Source organism: Mycolicibacterium peregrinum (assembly GCF_001665625.1).
GTDB lineage: Bacteria > Actinomycetota > Actinomycetes > Mycobacteriales > Mycobacteriaceae > Mycobacterium > Mycobacterium peregrinum_B.
The window spans coordinates 40,623-59,864 of the sequence record NZ_LZSY01000092.1 but is presented as its reverse complement, the minus strand read 5'-3'; the positions used below and the strand labels follow the sequence as shown (position 1 = coordinate 59,864).

Annotated in this window: 16 protein-coding genes; 14 read left to right on the top strand and 2 right to left on the bottom strand. The window is 67.9% G+C overall.

The window, feature by feature from the left end:
• The first annotated feature begins 298 nt into the window (after positions 1–298).
• Positions 299–772, top strand: a complete 474-nt coding sequence (locus A5779_RS13200; protein WP_110777257.1) for a transglycosylase family protein — start codon at positions 299–301, stop codon at positions 770–772.
• A 2-nt stretch (positions 773–774) separates the two neighbouring features.
• On the opposite strand, the gene A5779_RS13195 is transcribed toward A5779_RS13200, so the two are convergent.
• A complete protein-coding gene (locus tag A5779_RS13195; protein WP_064882531.1) occupies positions 775–1,923 on the bottom strand; it encodes an FAD-dependent oxidoreductase in 1,149 nt (382 codons plus the stop codon).
• 135 nt (positions 1,924–2,058) lie between these two features.
• Here A5779_RS13195 and A5779_RS13190 point away from each other — a divergent pair, with 135 nt between their 5' ends.
• The 13 genes from A5779_RS13190 (at position 2,059) to proB (ending at position 18,549) form a co-directional block, all read left to right on the top strand.
• Positions 2,059–2,670 carry a hypothetical protein gene (locus tag A5779_RS13190; RefSeq protein ID WP_064882529.1) on the top strand — a complete coding sequence of 204 codons (612 nt, stop codon included), beginning with the start codon at positions 2,059–2,061 and terminating at the stop codon, positions 2,668–2,670.
• Between the two features lie 73 nt (positions 2,671–2,743).
• Positions 2,744–4,711 carry a S9 family peptidase gene (locus A5779_RS13185; protein WP_064882526.1) on the top strand — a complete coding sequence of 656 codons (1,968 nt, stop codon included), beginning with the start codon at positions 2,744–2,746 and terminating at the stop codon, positions 4,709–4,711.
• Between the two features lie 10 nt (positions 4,712–4,721).
• Positions 4,722–5,972 (top strand): saccharopine dehydrogenase family protein, encoded by a 1,251-nt coding sequence (locus A5779_RS13180; protein WP_064882524.1) that lies wholly within the window; start codon positions 4,722–4,724, stop codon positions 5,970–5,972.
• Between the two features lie 115 nt (positions 5,973–6,087).
• Positions 6,088–6,699 carry a DUF937 domain-containing protein gene (locus A5779_RS13175; RefSeq protein ID WP_064882522.1) on the top strand — a complete coding sequence of 204 codons (612 nt, stop codon included), beginning with the start codon at positions 6,088–6,090 and terminating at the stop codon, positions 6,697–6,699.
• A 98-nt stretch (positions 6,700–6,797) separates the two neighbouring features.
• Positions 6,798–9,452, top strand: coding sequence for a valine--tRNA ligase (locus tag A5779_RS13170; protein ID WP_064882520.1), 2,655 nt, complete (start codon positions 6,798–6,800; stop codon positions 9,450–9,452).
• On the top strand, positions 9,449–10,855 hold the full coding sequence (gene folC, locus A5779_RS13165) for a bifunctional tetrahydrofolate synthase/dihydrofolate synthase (protein WP_064882518.1): 1,407 nt from the start codon (positions 9,449–9,451) through the stop codon (positions 10,853–10,855). The genes A5779_RS13170 and folC overlap by 4 nt, the downstream gene beginning before the upstream one ends.
• Positions 10,852–11,286, top strand: a complete 435-nt coding sequence (locus tag A5779_RS13160) for a DUF4233 domain-containing protein (RefSeq protein ID WP_064882516.1) — start codon at positions 10,852–10,854, stop codon at positions 11,284–11,286. The genes folC and A5779_RS13160 overlap by 4 nt, the downstream gene beginning before the upstream one ends.
• Positions 11,287–11,371: 85 nt before the next feature.
• Positions 11,372–11,794 carry a nucleoside-diphosphate kinase gene (gene ndk / locus A5779_RS13155; RefSeq protein ID WP_055115579.1) on the top strand — a complete coding sequence of 141 codons (423 nt, stop codon included), beginning with the start codon at positions 11,372–11,374 and terminating at the stop codon, positions 11,792–11,794.
• A 289-nt stretch (positions 11,795–12,083) separates the two neighbouring features.
• Positions 12,084–15,134, top strand: coding sequence for a ribonuclease E (gene rne, locus A5779_RS13150; protein WP_064882514.1), 3,051 nt, complete (start codon positions 12,084–12,086; stop codon positions 15,132–15,134).
• A 164-nt stretch (positions 15,135–15,298) separates the two neighbouring features.
• The gene (rplU, locus tag A5779_RS13145) at positions 15,299–15,610 is read left to right on the top strand and encodes a 50S ribosomal protein L21 (protein ID WP_029367319.1); all 312 of its coding nucleotides are present in this window, start codon (positions 15,299–15,301) and stop codon (positions 15,608–15,610) included.
• Between the two features lie 15 nt (positions 15,611–15,625).
• Positions 15,626–15,892 carry a 50S ribosomal protein L27 gene (gene rpmA / locus A5779_RS13140; protein WP_003879727.1) on the top strand — a complete coding sequence of 89 codons (267 nt, stop codon included), beginning with the start codon at positions 15,626–15,628 and terminating at the stop codon, positions 15,890–15,892.
• A gap of 90 nt (positions 15,893–15,982) precedes the next feature.
• The gene (gene obgE / locus A5779_RS13135; RefSeq protein WP_064882511.1) at positions 15,983–17,431 is read left to right on the top strand and encodes a GTPase ObgE; all 1,449 of its coding nucleotides are present in this window, start codon (positions 15,983–15,985) and stop codon (positions 17,429–17,431) included.
• The gene (gene proB / locus A5779_RS13130; RefSeq protein ID WP_064882509.1) at positions 17,428–18,549 is read left to right on the top strand and encodes a glutamate 5-kinase; all 1,122 of its coding nucleotides are present in this window, start codon (positions 17,428–17,430) and stop codon (positions 18,547–18,549) included. Before obgE ends, proB begins: the two co-directional genes overlap by 4 nt.
• A 48-nt stretch (positions 18,550–18,597) precedes the next feature.
• Here the strand turns inward: proB and A5779_RS13125 are convergent, their stop codons facing one another.
• Positions 18,598–19,233: a TetR/AcrR family transcriptional regulator gene (locus A5779_RS13125; protein WP_064882507.1), complete on the bottom strand. Its 636-nt coding sequence runs from the start codon at positions 19,231–19,233 to the stop codon at positions 18,598–18,600.
• Positions 19,234–19,242: the final 9 nt, after the last annotated feature.

The window sequence follows — 19,242 nt, the reverse complement described above, 5'->3', positions numbered from 1 at the left end:
CCCCCCCGGCCGCCCCCCCCCCCCCCGGGCCCCCCCCCCCGGCGCCCCCCCCCCCCCCGCCCGCCCCGCCGCCCCCCCCCCCGCCCCCCGCGGGGGGGCGGCCCCCCCCCCCCCCCCCGCTTCTGTTTCATCAGAAAGCCCTCCGGTTACTCCAGTACCGACAACCTCTGAAAAAACTTCAGCCACCCCTGTAACGCGTGACCTTCGTCACACGAACCCATTGGTGACCGCACAGTTGCACGAACGTGATCAGCATCTGCAGCGGTCCTGGTGTCAAAGGTCGGGGAAGGGCCGTGAGATGACCATACGAAGTGCGTTGACCAGGACTTTCTGGATTACGGCAGCGTTGGCGGGCGCCATGCTGATGCCTCTGTTCGCAGGCACTGCGACCGCCGATGCGGACACGGTGAACTGGGACGCCATCGCCGAATGTGAGTCGGGCGGCAACTGGTCCATCGACACCGGTAACGGCGCCTACGGCGGATTGCAGTTCAAACCCACCACCTGGGCCGCGCACGGCGGCACCGGTTCACCTGCCTCGGCCTCCCGGGAGGAGCAGATCCGGGTCGCCGAGAACGTCCTGGCCACCCAAAGGATCGGCGCCTGGCCCAAGTGCGGGCCCCGTGGCGGAGCGCCCGTCGGTTGGGCGGCGCCCACCGCGCCGACCGGCTGCCAGACCGTGCGTCCCGGCGCAGTGCTGGGCATTTTCGACCTACGCCGGTTCTGCACCACCTTCCTCGACCCGCTCGGGGCGTTCGGAGTGCCGCACTGAGCTCAACGCACAGGGGTGAATGCCGCGCGCCCGGCGATGGAGGCCAGATGGCGGGTCAACACGAACTCCGGGACCAGCACCGACGCCCGGGTGGCCGCGGCGCTGAGCAGCGGCGGGCGTAGGTTCACCAACCGCCCGACCAGCTCGGCCTCCCGCACGATCGTCATGACCCGCCTGCGCCGCATCGTCGCGAACCGGGAGAACGCGCTGCTCAGATCGGCCTCGCCGGCCGCGAGGCCGGCGAGTGTGGCGGCATCCTCCAGCCCCTGGCAGCCTCCCTGGCCCAGGTGCGGGCGCATCGGATGGGCCGCATCCCCGGCGATCACTGCACGGCCGCGGGACCAGATGCGGGCGGGTGCACGGTCGTAGAGGTCGTTCCGGAGCACATCATTCGGATCGGTCGCGGCCAGCAGGGTCGGAATCGGCTCCGCCCACGCCGCGAAATGTCGCTTCAGATGGGCCAGCTCGCCATCGGGTGTGGTCTGGCCTTGCGGCGCGCGCTGGGTCGCGAACCAATATGTGTGGTCGTCGCCGAGCGGCACATGGCCGACCTGTGAGCCGGCACCCAGCGTCTCGCCCGACAGATCGGGATCGAGCGGGCAGGCGGCCACGGCGCGCCACGCGGTGTAGCCGGTGTAGCGACGGGGCAGCGCTCCGTTCAGATGGCGGGCCACCACAGAGTCGACACCGTCGGCGCCGACCAGGCCGGCCGCCTCGCGGACCGTGCCGTCGGTGAAGGTGACCCGCACGTCCGAGGCGCCGATCTCGACCTTGTCGGCGGTGAGCTCGTACTGGACCGTGCCCGGCGCGAGTGCGCCCGTGAGAATTTCGGTCAGGGTGGCGCGCCTGATCACCACCAGCGGTTCGCCCAGCGCCCGGGTGAACCGTTGTGCCTCCGGCCGGCGCAACCACGCTCCGCCGGCCCGACGCAGGGCTCCTGTGGTCACTCGGCCTCCCGCGCCGCGCACCTGATCGCCGAGACCGATCTCGTCGAGTGCGGCCAGCGCGTTGGGCCACAGGCTGATTCCCGCCCCGGGGGTGACGTCCCGGCGGGCCTCTGCCACGGATACGTCGAATCCCTGCTGCTGCAATGCGACGGCGGTGGCCAGGCCGGTGATACCGGCACCGACGACCAGGACGGACTGTGCCATCGGTCGAATCTAACGGGTGGGATGAGGTGGCTCGCCGTGGCCGGAGTTGGGATCGGTAGCCTTCCAGCGTCTGCACAGTCTTTGTACAGGTTTCCGCGCCCGACGTGCCGGGCCAGAACACAGTGAGAGGACCCGATGAGAGTCACCCGCTTCGGTATCGCGCTTGGCGCCACACTGATTGCTGCATCCGCATTGAGCGGTTGCTCGAAGGCGACCGAGCTCCGGGATGCGGCCGCCGGGGCGGCCGAGAAGGTTGTCTCCTCGGGCACCGAGAAGATCACCGAAGCGGTCTCGGGCAATCTGTTCACCGCCGAGGGTATCGACAACGCCTTGGCGGCGATCGGCGAAAAGGTCGGCGCCAACCCGATGCAGGTCGTCGATGTCGTGATCACGCCGGGTGTCATCAAGGTCGAGGCAGTCGATCCCAACGCCCCGACCGAGCTCAATGAGTGGAGTTACACGTCCGGCGCGGTCGCGCCGTCGCGTCCCATCGACTACGACGACGACACCGAGGCGTTGCAGCAGAATCTGTTCGCCACCTCCGACGTGCCGAGCAGCGCGATCGCCGCGGCGATCGACGGTGCCGTGGCGGCGAGCGAGATTGCCGACGGCAAGGTCCAGACGGTGAGCATCAAGCGCAACATCCCGTTCGACGAGAACGTGGTCATGTTCATCAACGTCCAGGGTGAGCGCAGCAGCAAGCAGGTTCGAGCCGACGTCACCGGCAAGATCACCGAAGTGGTCTGACACACCGGGAACAGCCTTGCCGTGCGGCCCGTACCGGACTCCGGTGCGGGCCGCACCATTACGGTGGGGAGCCATGACGGCGTTCGACGATCTCGACGACTACCTCGCGCTTCCCCGGGTATCAGGTCTGGCGGTGTCACCTGACGGCTCGCGGCTGGTCACGACGGTCACCACCCTCAATGATAAGAAAACCGAATTCCTCAGCGCCATATGGGAATTGGACCCGAATGGAACTCAACCAGCGCGCCGGCTGACCCACGGGGCAAAGGGAGAATCCGCGCCGGTGTTCACCGCCGAGGGGGACCTGCTGTTCCTCGCAGTCCGCGCGGGTGAGGATGACGACAAGCCGCCCGCAGCCCTGTGGCGCCTGCCCGCGGCCGGCGGTGAGGCAATCGAGGTGCTGACGGTGCCCGGCGGTGTCGTCGGCGCGTTGAGTGCCCGGGCCGCCGACTCCACCGTGGTGACCGCGCCGCTGCTGCCGTCGTCGGCCGGAGTCGACGACGACAAGGCAAAGCGCGAGGCGCGCAAGGACACCAAGGTCTCAGCGATCCTGCACACCGGCTACCCCGTCCGGCACTGGGACCATGATCTGGGTCCGGACCAACCGCACCTTCTCGATGCCGAGGGGCCACGGGATCTGACCGCCGAGCCGGGCGCGGCGTTGCGTGAGACTACATTCGACCTGAGTGCCGACGGCGGATTCGTGGTGACGTCGTGGCAGACGCCGGGCCCTGGCACCGCCCTGCGCGTGGCCCTGGTGCGCATCGACCGGGTCACCGGAGAACGCACCACCATCGCCGAGGAACCCGGTGCCGACCTGGAACGCCCCGCGATCGCGCCGGATGGCAGCGCGGTGGCCTTCACCAGGGAAACCCATTCCACTCCCACCACGCCACCGCGGATCACGTTGTGTTGCATGCGGTTCGGTGAACATCCGGTGGAGTTGACCGGCGACTGGGACCGCTGGCCGTCCTCGGTGGCCTGGACACCGGACTCGTCGTCGCTCATCGTGACGGCCGACGACGGCGGCCGTGGCCCGATCTTCTCCGTCGACCCCATCTCCGGTGCGGTCACCCGGTTGACCCACGACGATTTCACCTACTCCGATGTTCGTCCCGCGCTCGGCGGCGTGATCTATGCGTTGCGCAGCTCCTATGCCGTGCCGGCACATCCGGTCCGCATCGATCCGGACGGCACCGTCACCGAAATCCCGTGCCTCGACGCACCCGAACTGCCCGGCACTCTGACCGAGGTGACCGCGACCGCCGCCGACGGCACGCCCATCCGCTCCTGGCTCACACTGCCCGCAGGCGACGAACCGGCCCCGCTGGTGTTGTGGATCCACGGCGGACCGTTGGGCAGCTGGAACAGCTGGCACTGGCGGTGGAACCCGTGGCTGCTCACCGCCCTGGGATACGCCGTGCTGATGCCCGATCCGGGGCTGTCCACCGGCTACGGACAGGACTTCATCGCACGCGGCTGGGGCACCTGGGGTGCCGACCCGTACACGGACCTGATGGCCGCGACGGACGCCGCGTGCGCACACCCGCGCGTCGACGCCACGCGCACGGCGGCGATGGGGGGATCGTTCGGCGGCTATATGGCCAACTGGATCGCCGGCCACACCGATCGGTTCGACGCGATCGTCACGCATGCCAGCCTGTGGGCGCTGGACCAGTTCGGGCCGACCACCGACGGCGCCTACTGGTGGGCTCGTGAGATGACACCCGAGATGGCCCAGCGCAATTCACCGCACCGGTTCGTCGGCGACATCACCACCCCGATGCTGGTCATCCACGGCGACAAGGACTATCGCGTGCCGATCGGCGAGGCGTTGCGGCTGTGGTACGAGTTGCTCACCCATTCAGGGTTGCCCGCCGACGAGAATGGCGAAAGCCCCCACCGGTTCCTGTACTACCCGAGTGAGAACCACTGGGTGCTGTCGCCCCAGCACGCCAAGATCTGGTACCAGGTGGTGACCGCATTCCTCGGTGATCACCTACGCGGTCAACCGGTGCAGTTGCCCGAACTGCTCGGGTAGCGTCGGGAGCGTGACGCAGCGTGAGTTTGATCTGGTGCTGTACGGCGCCACAGGGTTCGCCGGAAAACTGACCGCCGAGTACCTGGCCCGGGCCGGGGGATCGGCCCGGATCGCCTTGGCCGGCCGTTCCGAGGAACGGTTGCGCGCGGTCCGTGACGGTCTGGGGCCGGGCGCGCAATCGTGGCCGTTGGTGACTGCCGACGCCACCTCCCAGGCCTCGCTCGACGCGATGGCCGCGCGCACCCAGGTGGTGGTGACGACGGTGGGTCCCTACGCGCGCTACGGCATGCCGTTGGTCGCGGCGTGCGCGGCGGCCGGCACCGACTACGCCGACCTGACCGGTGAGACGACATTCATCCGAGACAGCATCGACCTGCACCACAAGCAGGCCGTCGACACCGGTGCGCGGATCGTCCATTCGTGCGGATTCGATTCGGTGCCATCGGATCTCACGGTGTACGCGCTGTATCAGCGGGCATCGGCGGACGGTGCGGGCGATCTCGGCGACACGAACCTGGTGGTGCGCAGTTTCGCCGGCGGCGTGTCGGGCGGCACCGTGGCCTCGATGCTGGAACTGCTCGACACACTGTCGTCGGATCCGGAGGCCAGGGCGCTGATGAACGATCCGTACACGCTGAGCCCCGACCGCGGTGCGGAGCCCGAACTCGGAGCTCAGCCCGACGTGCGGTGGCGCCGCGGCGGTGAGATTGCTCCCGAGCTCGCCGGCTACTGGACGGGCGCTTTTGCCATGGCGGCACCGAACACGCGAATCGTGCGGCGTAGCAACGCATTGCTGGACTATGCCTACGGGCGCCGGTTCGAGTACGCCGAGCAGATGAGCCTTGGGCGTTCGCTCGCCGCGCCGGTGGCCGCCGCCGCGGTCACCGGAGCCAATGCCTTCACCCTCGGTGTGGGAGGCCGCTATTTCAACCGGCTGCCCGGCGGACTGGTCGCGCGGCTCACACCGAAGCCGGGAACCGGCCCGAGCGAGCGGGCGCGCGAGCGGGGTCACTACCGCGTCGAGACGTATACGACGACGACGTCGGGTGCCCGGTACATGACGAGCATGGCCCAGCAAGGCGATCCCGGATACAAGTCGACGGCGGTGCTGCTCGGCGAATGCGGACTGGCCCTGGCTACCGACCGGGACGCACTGTCGGAACGCCGGGGTGTGCTGACACCGGTGGCAGCGATGGGGGATGTGCTGCTGACCCGGCTACCAGCGGCCGGAGTGTCGCTGGAGACCACCAAGCTGGGCTGAGCCGTCACAACACAGCGGATCGGCCTGCGTCGAACACCTGTGGGGCAAGATCAGATTCGACTAGTGTCGGTTGCGAGGACTTCCAGTACGCCAGCAACGAAGGTGGGATAGAAAAATGGCCGGTCTCGACGATCTGTTCGCGCAGATCCCCGTGGCGGATATCGCAAGCAAGCTCGGCGCAGATGAAGGCGAGGTGAACGCCGCCATCAAGACGCTGGTGCCCGCGCTCGTCGGTGGTGTGGCCGAGAACGTGCAGGCTGACAACATCGATTCGAGCGACCTCGAGTCTGCGGTCACGGCACAGGGTGCCAGTGGCCTGCTCGACGGCGGAGTGAGCGTCGATCAGGTCGACGCCAACGAGGGCAACCAGATCGTGTCGAAGATCTTCGGCGGCAACGACAGCAACCAGGTCGCCTCGGCGCTCGCGGGTACCGGCGCCGGCGGCGGTGATCTGATCAAGAAGCTGCTGCCGATCCTGGCGCCCATCGTGCTGGCCTACATCGGCAAGCAGTTCTCGCAGCAGAACGCGCCCGCGCAGTCCGCGCCCCAGCCGCAGGCTTCCGGCGGCGGGCTCGGGGACATCCTCGGCAGCATCCTCGGTGGCGCGACCGGCGGCGGCAACAACAACCCGCTCGGCAGCATCCTGGGCAGTGTTCTGGGCGGCGGTGGCGGCCAGAACAACGCCATCGGCGAGATCCTCGGCGGCCTGCTCGGCGGCAAGAAGTAGGCCCACCCGCACCAGCTCGAGAGCCTCCGACGCCCAGCGAACGCACCGGGCATCGGGGGCTTTCGCGTTTCGGTGCACGTCCTTCTTAGAATGGCTCGGTGACTCCCACCCCTGACAACCGTGCCGATGCCCTCCCCAAATCCTGGGATCCGGCTGCGGTAGAAGCCGACCTGTACCAGGGCTGGGTGGACGCCGGATACTTCACCGCCGATCCGGCCAGCGAAAAGCCGCCGTACTCGATCGTGCTGCCGCCGCCCAACGTGACCGGCAGCCTGCACATGGGCCACGCGCTCGACCACACGCTGATGGACGCGCTTACGCGCCGCAAGCGGATGCAGGGCTTCGAGGTGCTGTGGCTGCCCGGCATGGACCATGCCGGCATCGCCACCCAGACCGTGGTGGAGAAGCAGCTCGCTGTCGACGGCAAGACCAAGGAAGACTTCGGCCGCGAGCTGTTCGTCGAGAAGGTCTGGGACTGGAAGCGTGAGTCGGGCGGCACCATCGGCGGGCAGATGCGTCGCCTCGGTGACGGCGTGGACTGGAGCCGCGACCGCTTCACCATGGACGAGGGCCTGTCGCGCGCGGTGCGGACCATCTTCAAGCGGCTCTTCGATGCCGGGCTGATCTACCAAGCTGAGCGCTTGGTCAACTGGTCACCGGTGCTGGAGACCGCGATCAGCGACCTCGAGGTCAAATACGAGGACGTCCAGGGCGAGTTGGTCTCGTTCCGCTACGGCTCGATGAATGACGACGAGCCCCACATCATCGTCGCCACCACCCGTGTGGAGACCATGCTCGGTGACACCGCGATCGCGGTGCATCCCGATGACGAGCGTTACCGCCATCTGGTCGGCAAGACTCTGCCGCACCCGTTCGTCGGCCACGAGATGATCATTGTCGCCGACACCCACGTCGACCCCGAATTCGGTACCGGCGCAGTCAAAGTCACTCCCGCGCACGACCCGAACGACTTCGAGATCGGGCTGCGTCATCAGCTTCCGATGCCGACCATCATGGACGCCAAGGGCCGGATCGCCGACACCGGAACGCAATTCGACGGCATGGACCGGTTCGAGGCCCGGGTCAAGATCCGCGAGGCGCTGGCCGAGCAGGGCCGGATCGTCGCCGAGAAGCGGCCCTACCTGCACAGCGTCGGGCACTCCGAGCGCAGCGGTGAGCCCATCGAGCCGCGGCTGTCCCTGCAGTGGTGGGTCAAGGTGGACGGCCTGGCCAAGGCGGCCGGCGATGCGGTGCGCAACGGCGACACCGTGATTCACCCGCCGAGCCTGGAGCCGCGGTGGTTCGCCTGGGTGGACAACATGCACGACTGGTGCATCTCGCGGCAGTTGTGGTGGGGCCACCGGATCCCGATCTGGCACGGACCCAACGGCGAGACGGTGTGCGTCGGCCCCGACGAGACCCCGCCGGAGGGCTGGGAGCAGGACCGCGACGTGCTCGACACGTGGTTCTCCTCGGCGCTGTGGCCGTTCTCCACGATGGGCTGGCCCGAGCACACTCCGGATCTGGCCAAGTTCTATCCGACCTCGGTGCTGGTCACCGGCTACGACATCCTGTTCTTCTGGGTGGCGCGGATGATGATGTTCGGCACGTTCGTCGGCGACGATCCGGCCATCACGTTCGATGGCGCCCGCGGTCCGCAGGTGCCGTTCGAAAACGTCTTCCTGCACGGCCTCATCCGCGACGAGTTCGGGCGCAAGATGAGCAAGTCGCGTGGCAACGGCATCGACCCGCTGGACTGGGTGGAGAAATTCGGTGCAGACGCCCTGCGGTTCACCCTGGCCCGCGGCGCCAGCCCCGGCGGCGACCTGTCCATCGGTGAGGACCACGCCAGGGCCTCCCGCAACTTCGCCACCAAGCTGTTCAACGCGACCCGGTTCGCGCTGATGAACGGGGCGGCGCCCGCTGAACTGCCGGCGCTCGCCGACCTGACCGACGCCGACCGCTGGATCCTCGGCCGCCTCGAAGAGGTTCGCGCCGAGGTGGATGCCGCACTCGACAGCTACGAGTTCAACCGCGCCTGCGAGTCGCTGTATCACTTCGCCTGGGACGAGTTCTGCGACTGGTACGTGGAACTGGCCAAGGTGCAACTCGGGGAGGGTGTCGCTCATACAACGGCGGTTCTGGCCGCCGTGCTGGACGCTCTGCTCAAGCTGCTGCACCCAGTGATGCCGTTCGTCACCGAGACGTTGTGGAAGACGCTCACCGATGGTGAGTCCATCGTCATCGCGCAGTGGCCGCAGGCCTCCGGTATCGCGCTGGATCAGGTTGCCGCTCAACACATTGCCGACATGCAGAAGCTGATCACCGAGGTGCGACGCTTCCGCAGCGACCAGGGTCTGGCCGACCGGCAGCGGGTTCCGGCCCGGCTCTCGGCGATCACCGAGGCCGGCTTGACCGAGCAGCTGCCCGCGGTCACCGCGCTGGCGTGGCTGACCGACGCCGGTGACGGGTTCACCCCGTCGGCTTCGGTCGAGGTGCGTCTGGCGCAGGCCACGGTGCTCGTCGAGGTGGACACCTCGGGCACCGTCGATGTGGCGGCCGAGCGGCGCCGGTTGGAGAAGGACCTGGCCGCCGCCCAGAAGGAACTCGCGACCACCACGGCCAAACTCGGCAACGAGGCATTCCTCGGCAAGGCTCCCGAGAACGTCGTCGACAAGATCCGCGGCCGCCGGCAGCTGGCCTCCGAAGAGGTCGAGCGGATCACGGCACGCCTGGCCGGGCTGCCCCAATGACCGATCCGGTCCCTTCGCCGGACGAGGTCGCCGCGCTGCTGCAGGTCGAGCACCTCCTCGACCAGCGGTGGCCCGAGACCAAACTCGACCCCAGCACTGCCCGGATCGCGGCGCTGCTGGAGCTCCTGGGCTCACCGCAACGTGCCTACCCGTCGATTCACGTCGCGGGAACCAACGGCAAGACGTCGGTGGCCCGCATCATCGACGCGCTGCTGACCGCGCTGCACCGGCGTACCGGGCGCACCACCAGTCCACACCTGCAGTCCGCCGTAGAGCGCATCTCGATCGACGGAAAGCCCATCACCCCGGCCCGTTACGTCGAGACCTATCGAGAGGTCGAACCGTTCGTGCAGCTGGTGGACCAGCAGTCCGAAGCTGCCGGTGGCCCCAAGATGAGCAAGTTCGAGGTTCTGACCGCGATGGCGTTCGCCGCCTTCGCCGACGTGCCCATCGATGTCGGGGTCATCGAGGTCGGGATGGGTGGGCGCTGGGACGCCACCAACGTCGTCAATGCCCCTGTCGCGGTGATCACGCCGATCGGTATCGACCACACTGACTATCTCGGTGACACGATCGCCGAGATAGCGGGGGAGAAGGCCGGCATCATCACCCGGCAGCCCGACGACCTGGTGCCGACCGACACGGTGGCCGTCATCGCGAAGCAGGTTCCGGAGGCCATGGAGGTGCTGCTGGAAGAGGCAGTGCGCGCCGACGCGGCCGTGGCCCGTGAAGACTCGGAATTCGCAGTGCTCAGCCGGCAGATCGCCATCGGCGGACAGGTGCTGGAGCTGCAGGGTCTGAGCGGGGTGTACTCCGATATCTTCCTGCCGCTGCACGGTGAACATCAGGCGCATAACGCCGTTCTGGCATTGGCCGCGGTCGAGGCGTTCTTCGGTGCTGGTGCCGACCGTCAGCTCGACGTCGACGCGATCCGGGCCGGCTTCGCGTCGGTCCAGAGCCCGGGCCGGATGGAACGGATGCGAAGTGCGCCAACGGTTTTCATTGACGCGGCGCACAATCCGGCCGGTGCGGCAGCGCTGGCGCAGACCCTGCAGCAGGAGTTCGACTTCCGCTATCTGGTCGGGGTGGTGTCGGTGATGGGGGACAAGGACGTCGGTGGAATCCTGACCGCGCTGGAGCCCGTCTTCGATCAGATCGTGGTCACCCACAACGGGTCGCCGCGGGCGATGGAGGTCGAGTCGCTGGCGCTGCTGGCCGAGGAGCGCTTCGGCCAGGATCGCGTGATCACCGCCACGACGCTGCCGGACGCCATCGAGACGGCGACCGCGCTGGTGGAAGAGGCCGGTGCAGACGAAGGCCTGTCCGGGGCCGGCATGGTGATCACCGGTTCGGTGGTGACCGCCGGCGCGGCCCGGACCCTGTTCGGACGGGACCCGCAATGAACGATCAGACCCAGGGCAATCAGACCCCGAGCGATCCGACGCCCGGCGACACGCCGGCACCACCCGACCCCTGGAAGAGCTTCCGTGGGGTGATGGCGGGGACGCTGATCCTGGAAGCCATCGTCGTATTGCTGGCATTGCCGGTGGTGGGCACCAGCGCGGCGGGGCTGACCTGGGCCTCGGGCGGCTTCGTGGTCGGGCTGGCCGTCGTGTTGATCCTGATGTCCGGGATCCAGGGCCGGCCGTGGGCCATCTGGGCGAACCTGGGCATCCAGCTTGTGGTGATCGCCGGGGCGCTGATCCATGGGGCGATCGGCTTCATCGGCGTGATCTTCGCCGTGGTCTGGCTGTTGATCGTGTACCTGCGGCGCGAGGTCAAACGCAGACAAGATCGGGGTCTGCTGCCCGGCCAGCAGCCGCCCAGCGAATAGCCGCGTCGTAGCTGTGCCGCAGTCCCGGCTCGGCCGAGGGCCCGAAATGGCGCAGCGCGGTTACCGACCGGTACGCTCTCTGCTCGTGACTGAGCAGACCCTTGTCCTGATCAAGCCCGACGGCGTGCAGCGCCACCTGGTCGGAGAGATCCTCTCCCGGATCGAGCGCAAGGGCCTGACCCTCGCCGCGCTGGAACTGAAGAACGTCAGCGTCGAGCTGGCCAAGCAGCATTACGCCGAGCATGACGGCAAGCCGTTCTTCGACTCGCTGCTGGAGTTCATCACCTCCGGGCCCGTCGTCGCCGCCATCGTGGAGGGCCCGCGTGCCATCGCGGCGTTCCGCCAGATCGCCGGTGGCACCGACCCGGTGGAGAAGGCTGTGCCCGGCACCATCCGCGGTGACCTGGCGCTTGTTACCCAGGACAACCTCGTGCACGGATCGGATTCGCCGGAGTCGGCGGCCCGTGAGATCGCCCTGTGGTTCCCTGGCGAAGCCTCCGCCGGATAAACCTTCTCGCAGTCTGGTCTGTACCGCGTCAGTGATGTGGGATACTGGCTTCGGGTGTTCAGCCTCAACCGAGGTTGAACACCCGAATGAAGACTTCGACGAGCGCGACCACCGCAATCCGGTGCGGCGCGGGCCGTCCAGCCATCATTCAGCCAGGCACCGGGTGGGTTCGGTAGCGAACCGCCCGGAGCGAGACCACAACAAGCCCGGGGAAAGTGTCCCGGGCCAATAGCGGAAGCCCTCGCGTGGCCGCGTCGTTACGACGCGCCCGGGGGCTTGAGGAGAATTCGTGGCCGAAGATGCCCAGAATGACGACCTATCAACCCAGACTCCGCAGCAGGAGGGACTGCCCGAGCGGCTGAGAGTCCACTCCCTGGCGCGGGTGCTCGGAACGACAAGCCGGCGCGTGCTCGACGCCCTGGCCGAGTTCGATGGGCGTCAGCGCAGTGCGCACTCCACGGTCGAAAAGGCCGACGCCGAGCGGGTCCGCGACGCGTTGGCCCTCGGGTCGACCGACCCGGAGCCGGTTGAGCAGGCAGAACCGGTCCAGGTCGAAGCAGTCAGTGTCATGGTGGCCGAGTCGGTCGCGGCTCCTGTCGACGCGCCGGAGGCCGCTGCGGTCGACGCTCCCGAGGGCGAAGCCGCCGAGGCCGACCCCGTCCTGGTGGGCGACGAGCCCGAGTCGCGGCTGATCCTGGAGACCGCCAACATCCCCCCGGCTCGCGAAGCTCACACCGAGCGGGCCGATTACCTGCCGCTGTTCGTCGCCCCGCAGCCCGTGGCGTTCGTCCCGGTGCGTGTCCAAGAGGATGACGACGACGAAGACGACACCGACGCCGACACCGACACGGATGCCGACGCCGACGCCGACGTCGATACCGATGACGAGCAGGCGGATCGTCCGGCCGCTCGCCGGCGGCGCCGCGGCCGTCGCGGGCGGGGGCGTGGTCGTGGTGAGCAGGCAGACGACACCGACACGGGCCCGGATTCCGATACCGACACCGCCGACGATCAGGGCGAGTCCGATCAGGATTCCGATGACGACTCCGATGAGTCGGACGAGAGCAACGACGAGGACACCGCAGGTGGTGACGGCAGCAGCCGTCGCCGTCGTCGCCGTCGCCGTCGCAAGTCCGGTTCGGGCGACAACGATGACGCGAGCTCTCCGGATGACCCGCCGAACACCGTCGTGCACGAGCGCGCGCCCCGGGCCGAGCGGTCCGGCAAGAGCAGCGACGATTCGGAGATCCAGGGGATCAGCGGATCGACTCGTCTGGAGGCCAAGCGTCAGCGCCGCCGCGATGGCCGCGACGCCGGCCGCCGTCGGCCCCCGATCCTGAGCGAGGCCGAGTTCCTGGCCCGGCGCGAGGCCGTCGAACGCACCATGATCGTGCGCGACAAGATCCGCACCGAGCCGCCCCACGAGGGCGCCCGCTACACCCAGATCGCCGTGCTGGAAGACGGCGTCGTCGTCGAGCATTTCGTTACGTCCGCGGCGTCCGCCAGCCTGGTCGGCAACATCTACCTCGGCATCGTGCAGAACGTGCTGCCCTCGATGGAGGCCGCCTTCGTCGATATCGGCCGCGGCCGCAACGGTGTGCTCTATGCCGGTGAGGTGAACTGGGAGGCCGCCGGCCTCGGCGGGTCGAACCGCAAGATCGAGCAGGCCCTCAAGCCGGGTGATTATGTCGTCGTCCAGGTCAGCAAGGATCCGGTCGGGCACAAGGGTGCCCGGCTCACCACGCAGGTGTCGCTGGCCGGCCGCTACCTGGTCTACGTGCCGGGCGCGTCGTCGACCGGGATCAGCCGCAAGCTGCCCGACACCGAACGTCAGCGGCTCAAGGAGATCCTCAAGGAGGTCGTGCCCGCCGATGCCGGTGTGATCATCCGGACCGCCTCGGAGGGCGTCAAAGAAGAGGACATCCGCTCCGACGTCGAGCGACTGCAACACCGCTGGACCGAGATCGAGGCCAAGGCCGCCGAGGTCACCGCGAAGAAGGCGGGAGCGGCCGTCGCCCTCTACGAAGAACCCGATGTGCTGGTCAAGGTCATCCGCGACCTGTTCAACGAGGACTTCTCGGGTCTGATCGTCTCGGGCGACGAGGCCTGGGACACGATCAACTCCTACGTGAACACCGTCGCTCCCGATCTGGTGGGCCGGCTCACGAAGTACGAACCCGCCGGCGGCGCCGAGGCTCCCGACGTGTTCGCCGTGCACCGCATCGACGAGCAGCTGGCGAAGGCGCTGGACCGCAAGGTGTGGCTGCCCTCGGGTGGCACCCTGGTGATCGACCGCACCGAGGCGATGACCGTCGTCGACGTCAACACCGGCAAGTTCACCGGCGCGGGCGGCAATCTCGAGCAGACCGTCACCCGCAACAACCTGGAAGCGGCCGAGGAGATCGTGCGGCAACTGCGGTTGCGGGACATCGGCGGCATCGTGGTGATCGACTTCATCGACATGGTGCTCGAGTCGAACCGGGATCTGGTGTTGCGCAGGCTGACCGAGGCGCTGGGCCGGGACCGGACCCGCCATCAGGTGTCCGAGGTGACCTCACTGGGCCTCGTCCAGCTGACCCGAAAGCGGTTGGGAACGGGTCTCGTCGAAGCTTTCTCCACCACCTGCACGCACTGCGCGGGTCGCGGCATCGTGTTGCACGGTGACCCGGTCGACACCGCCTCGTCGTCGAACGCCGGACGCAAGGCCGAAACCACCGGCGGTAGCCGTCGCAGCAAGCGGGGCAAGCGGGGCAATGCCCGCCCGGAGCCCGAAGAGGTGCCGGTCGTCAAGGTGCCCGATCATCCCGCCGGCGAACATCCGATGTTCAAGGCCATGGCCGCAGCCAACGGCCGCCACGACGAAGATGACGAGGGCCATGGGGCCCACGAAGCCTTCGACGAGCACGAGCAGACCGACGGCGAGGTTCACGAGGCCGAGGGCGACGAGCAGACGACGCCCGAGCAGGCCGATGAATCGACCGGCGGCGAGTTCGATACGCAGGACGCCGACGAACCGGACGAGGCCGACGAGGCCGACGACTCCGAAGACTCCGATGAGGATGACGCCGAGGACGAGATCGACCTCGACGACGACCTCGACGATGACGACGAGGATGACGACCTGGACGACATCGACGACGACTCGGACGACGAGGACTCAGACGACGACTCGGATGACGAGGAAGACGATGAGGACTCGGATGATGAGGAAGACGAAGACGAGCCCGAAGAAGACGTCTACCAGGCGCCGGCTCCGGTGATTGCGGAGGTGCAGCCTTCCCGCGGCCGCACTCGTCGACGTGCCGCAGCCAGGCCCGCGGGGCCGCCGACCCACGAGTAGAGGGCGGTTTGACCCTCTACCCGCTGGTCAAGTACCCTTGACCAGTTGTCTCCAGTGCCTGTGTGACCACAGGCTGGTGACGGCGGGATATCCCGCCACCCAAGACCCGCGCACGCACCGACCGGTAGCGCGCGCCCGCAGAGAGCAGCAGAGCAGAGGACACGATGGCGACATACGCAATCGTCAAGACCGGTGGCAAGCAGTACAAGGTTGCCGCCGGTGACGTGGTGAAGGTTGAGAAGCTCGACGCCGAGCCCGGCGCGTCGGTGTCGCTGCCCGTGGCCCTCGTGGTCGACGGTGCCAAGGTCACCAGCAAGGCCGATGACCTGGCCAAGGTTGCCGTCACCGGCGAGGTGCTCGAGCACACCAAGGGTCCCAAGATCCGTATCCACAAGTTCAAGAACAAGACCGGCTACCACAAGCGCCAGGGGCACCGTCAGCAGCTGACCGTGCTCAAGGTCACCGGCATCAAGTAACGAGGGAGCGAACTAATGGCACACAAAAAGGGCGCTTCCAGCTCTCGTAACGGTCGCGAGTCCGCAGCACAGCGGCTCGGCGTGAAGCGTTTCGGTGGTCAGGTCGTCAAGGCAGGCGAGATCCTCGTCCGTCAGCGCGGCACTCACTTCCACCCCGGCGTCAACGTCGGTCGTGGTGGCGATGACACGCTGTTCGCGCTGGCCCCCGGCTCCGTGGAGTTCGGTTCCAAGCGCGGTCGCAAGCACGTGAACATCGTTCCCGTGCCGCGCCCGGAGGCCTGAGACTCAGAGGATTCTCCGCGAATGTGAAGCAGCTGCGAGTTCTCGATAGGACTTTCGCGATAGCTTCACATTCGACGGAGAGGATGTCTGATGCCACGGTTTGTCGACCGCGTCGTCATCCATGCGAGTGCAGGCAACGGCGGCCACGGCTGCGCGTCGGTGCACCGCGAGAAATTCAAACCACTCGGTGGCCCTGACGGCGGCAACGGTGGTCACGGTGGCAGTATCGTGCTCGTCGTCGATCCGCAGGTTCACACCCTGCTCGACTTTCATTTCCATCCGCATGTCGTCGCGCCCTCGGGTAAGCAGGGCGCGGGCAGCAATCGTGACGGCGCGGCCGGCGACGATCTGATCGTGCGCGTGCCGGACGGCACCGTGGTGCTGGACGAGAACGGCCGCATGCTGGCGGACCTGGTCGGTGCCGGTACCCGGTTCGAGGCGGCGGCCGGTGGTCGCGGGGGACTCGGTAACGCCGCACTCGCTTCCCGGGCCCGCAAGGCACCCGGCTTCGCGCTGCTCGGTGAGAAGGGCCAGACCCGGGATCTCACGCTCGAGCTGAAAACCGTCGCCGATGTCGGCCTGATCGGTTTCCCGTCGGCAGGAAAATCGTCTCTGGTGTCGACCATCTCGGCGGCCAAGCCCAAGATCGCCGACTACCCGTTCACCACACTGGTGCCCAACCTGGGTGTGGTGTCGGCCGGCGAAAACACCTTCACCGTCGCCGACGTTCCCGGCTTGATCCCCGGTGCGTCCGAGGGGCGTGGTCTGGGCCTGGAATTCCTTCGGCACCTTGAGCGCTGCGCGGTGCTCGTGCATGTCGTGGATTGCGCCACCATGGAGCCCGGGCGTGACCCGATCTCCGATATCGAGGCGCTGGAGGCGGAACTCGCGGCGTACACCCCGACCCTGCAGGGCGATTCCGCGTTGGGTGACCTGGCGTCGCGGCCACGTGCGGTGGTGCTCAACAAGATCGACGTTCCCGACGCCCGCGAGCTTGCCGACTTCGTGCGTGAAGAAGTGCAGTCGCAGTTCGGCTGGCCGGTGTATGAGATCTCGACGGTCAGCCGTGATGGCTTGCGGCCGTTGATCTTTGCGTTGTGGGAGATGGTGAAGGCGTATCGCGATGCGCAACCCGAGGTGGTGCCGAGGCGTCCGGTGATCCGCCCGATCGCCGTCGACGACAGCGGCTTCACCGTCGAGACCGACGGGTACGGCGGGTTCATCGTGCGAGGTACCCGACCCGAGCGCTGGATCGCCCAGACCAACTTCGACAATGACGAGGCCGTCGGTTACCTCGGTGACCGGTTGGCGCGGTTGGGTGTCGAGGACGCCTTGTGGAAGAAGGGCGCCAAGCCCGGCTGCGCCGTGACCATCGGCGATATGACCTTCGACTGGGAACCGCAGACTCCTGCCGGCGTCGACATGCCGCTCACCGGACGTGGCACAGACATCCGGCTCGAGCAGACCGACCGCATCGGCGCCGCCGAGCGCAAGGCCGCGCGTCGTGAACGGCGCCAGCCCGGGAGTGAAGACGAGTGACGAGCGCAGGCTCGGCGCCCTCGGTACACCGGGAAGCGATTCGGACCGCTCGCAGTGTCGTCGTCAAGGTCGGCACCACTGCGCTGACCACCCCCTCCGGTGTCTTCGATGCGGGCCGCCTCGCGGTCCTGGTCGAGGCCATCGAGGGTCGGATGCGGGCCGGTTCCGACCTGGTGATCGTGTCGTCGGGTGCCATCGCCGCCGGTATCGAGCCGCTCGGGCTGTCCAAGCGCCCCACCGATCTGGCTACCAAGCAGGCGGCCGCCAGCGTCGGACAGGTGGCCCTGGTCAACGCCTGGAGTTCGGCCTTCGCCGTCTACAGCCGCACGGTCGGGCAGGTACTGCTGACCGCCCATGACATCGCGATGCGGGTGCAGCACAACAACGCTCAGCGCACGCTGGACCGGTTGCGTGCCCTGCACGCGGTCGCGATCGTCAACGAGAACGACACCGTGGCCACCAACGAGATCAGGTTTGGTGACAACGACCGGCTTTCGGCGCTGGTGGCCCAGCTGGTCGGCGCCGACGCGCTGATCCTGCTGTCTGACATCGACGGCCTGTACGACTCTGATCCCCGAAAAGGGAACGCGCGCTTCATTCCCGAGGTCGGGGCGCAAGGGGACCTCGACGGGGTGGTCGCCGGCGGCGGTAGCAACCTGGGCACCGGCGGCATGGCATCGAAGCTGTCGTCGGCCCTGCTGGCGGCCGATGCCGGGGTGCCGGTGCTGCTTGCCGCCGCCGCGGATGCGGCCGCGGCACTGAGCGACGCCTCGGTGGGCACGGTGTTCGCGCCGCGGCCAGGGCGGATGTCGGCGCGGCGGTTCTGGGTTCGCCACACGGCGGAGTCGCACGGTGTGTTGACCCTCGACGACGGTGCGGTGCGGGCGGTCGTCAAGCAGCGGCGTTCATTGCTGCCTGCCGGAATCACCGAGGTGTCCGGTCACTTCCACGGCGGCGATGTGGTGGATCTCCGGGCGTTGGACGGCCAGACGGTCGCGCGTGGCGTGGTCGCCTACGAGGCGTCGGAGCTGGCCGCAATCATCGGCCGCTCGACGCCTGATCTGCCAGCCGAACTGCGCCGGCCCGCGGTGCACGCCGACGATCTGGTCGCTCTCTAGCGATTTGGGAGCATGCACCGGAGCCGACCGGCGCCAGATGCACCGAAATCACCGGGGCGGGGACTCCAGATACAGGGCGCCCCAGATGATCTCGGTGAGCGTGTCGGCCAGCTCGGCGTCGTAGGAGGCCGGGTGTGACGGCAGATTCTGGTGGCAGGTCCGTTCCACCATCCAGGTCAGCGTGCTCGCGGTGACGGCGGCAGGCAGTTGCGGCCGGATGGTCCCGTCGGACTGCCCGTCCTCGATCACTTTCGTGAGCTGGTCGGCGATCCCGGTCAGCAGTTCACGGTAGGTCTGCCCGACCAGTGGGTCATAACCCGACATCTCGTTGAGCGCGATCAGCACCGGCTGATGGCTCCGATAGCTGGCGACGATGCCGGACATGGCGGCGTGGACGTCGGCGGGGTTGCGGCGGCCAGCGACGCCCCACCACCGCTCGGCAGCGCGGGTGAGATCGCCGAACACCTGGCTGGCCAGCCGGCGCAGCAGATGACCCTTGTCCTCGAAGTAGATGTAGAAGCTGGCCCGGGAGATCCCGGCCTCGGTGGCCAGTCTGTCCACGCTGAGTTCGGTGAAGCTGGTGCCGTCGGCCATCAGCCGGTCGGTGGCGTCGAGCAGTTGGCGTTCGATCCGCTCGCGCCGTTCCTCCCTTTTGGCCTGCGGTTTTCGCGTTACCGATGGCATGGGCCCAGC

Bases quoted from the DNA above. Each gene is read 5' to 3' on its own strand.
- A5779_RS13200 (WP_110777257.1), top strand. From the start codon at position 299: ATGACCATACGAAGTGCGTTGACCAGGACTTTCTGGATTACGGCAGCG.
- A5779_RS13195 (WP_064882531.1), bottom strand. From the start codon at position 1,923: ATGGCACAGTCCGTCCTGGTCGTCGGTGCCGGTATCACCGGCCTGGCC.
- A5779_RS13190 (WP_064882529.1), top strand. From the start codon at position 2,059: ATGAGAGTCACCCGCTTCGGTATCGCGCTTGGCGCCACACTGATTGCT.
- A5779_RS13185 (WP_064882526.1), top strand. From the start codon at position 2,744: ATGACGGCGTTCGACGATCTCGACGACTACCTCGCGCTTCCCCGGGTA.
- A5779_RS13175 (WP_064882522.1), top strand. From the start codon at position 6,088: ATGGCCGGTCTCGACGATCTGTTCGCGCAGATCCCCGTGGCGGATATC.
- folC (WP_064882518.1), top strand. From the start codon at position 9,449: ATGACCGATCCGGTCCCTTCGCCGGACGAGGTCGCCGCGCTGCTGCAG.
- A5779_RS13160 (WP_064882516.1), top strand. From the start codon at position 10,852: ATGAACGATCAGACCCAGGGCAATCAGACCCCGAGCGATCCGACGCCC.
- rplU (WP_029367319.1), top strand. From the start codon at position 15,299: ATGGCGACATACGCAATCGTCAAGACCGGTGGCAAGCAGTACAAGGTT.
- rpmA (WP_003879727.1), top strand. From the start codon at position 15,626: ATGGCACACAAAAAGGGCGCTTCCAGCTCTCGTAACGGTCGCGAGTCC.
- obgE (WP_064882511.1), top strand. From the start codon at position 15,983: ATGCCACGGTTTGTCGACCGCGTCGTCATCCATGCGAGTGCAGGCAAC.
- A5779_RS13125 (WP_064882507.1), bottom strand. From the start codon at position 19,233: ATGCCATCGGTAACGCGAAAACCGCAGGCCAAAAGGGAGGAACGGCGC.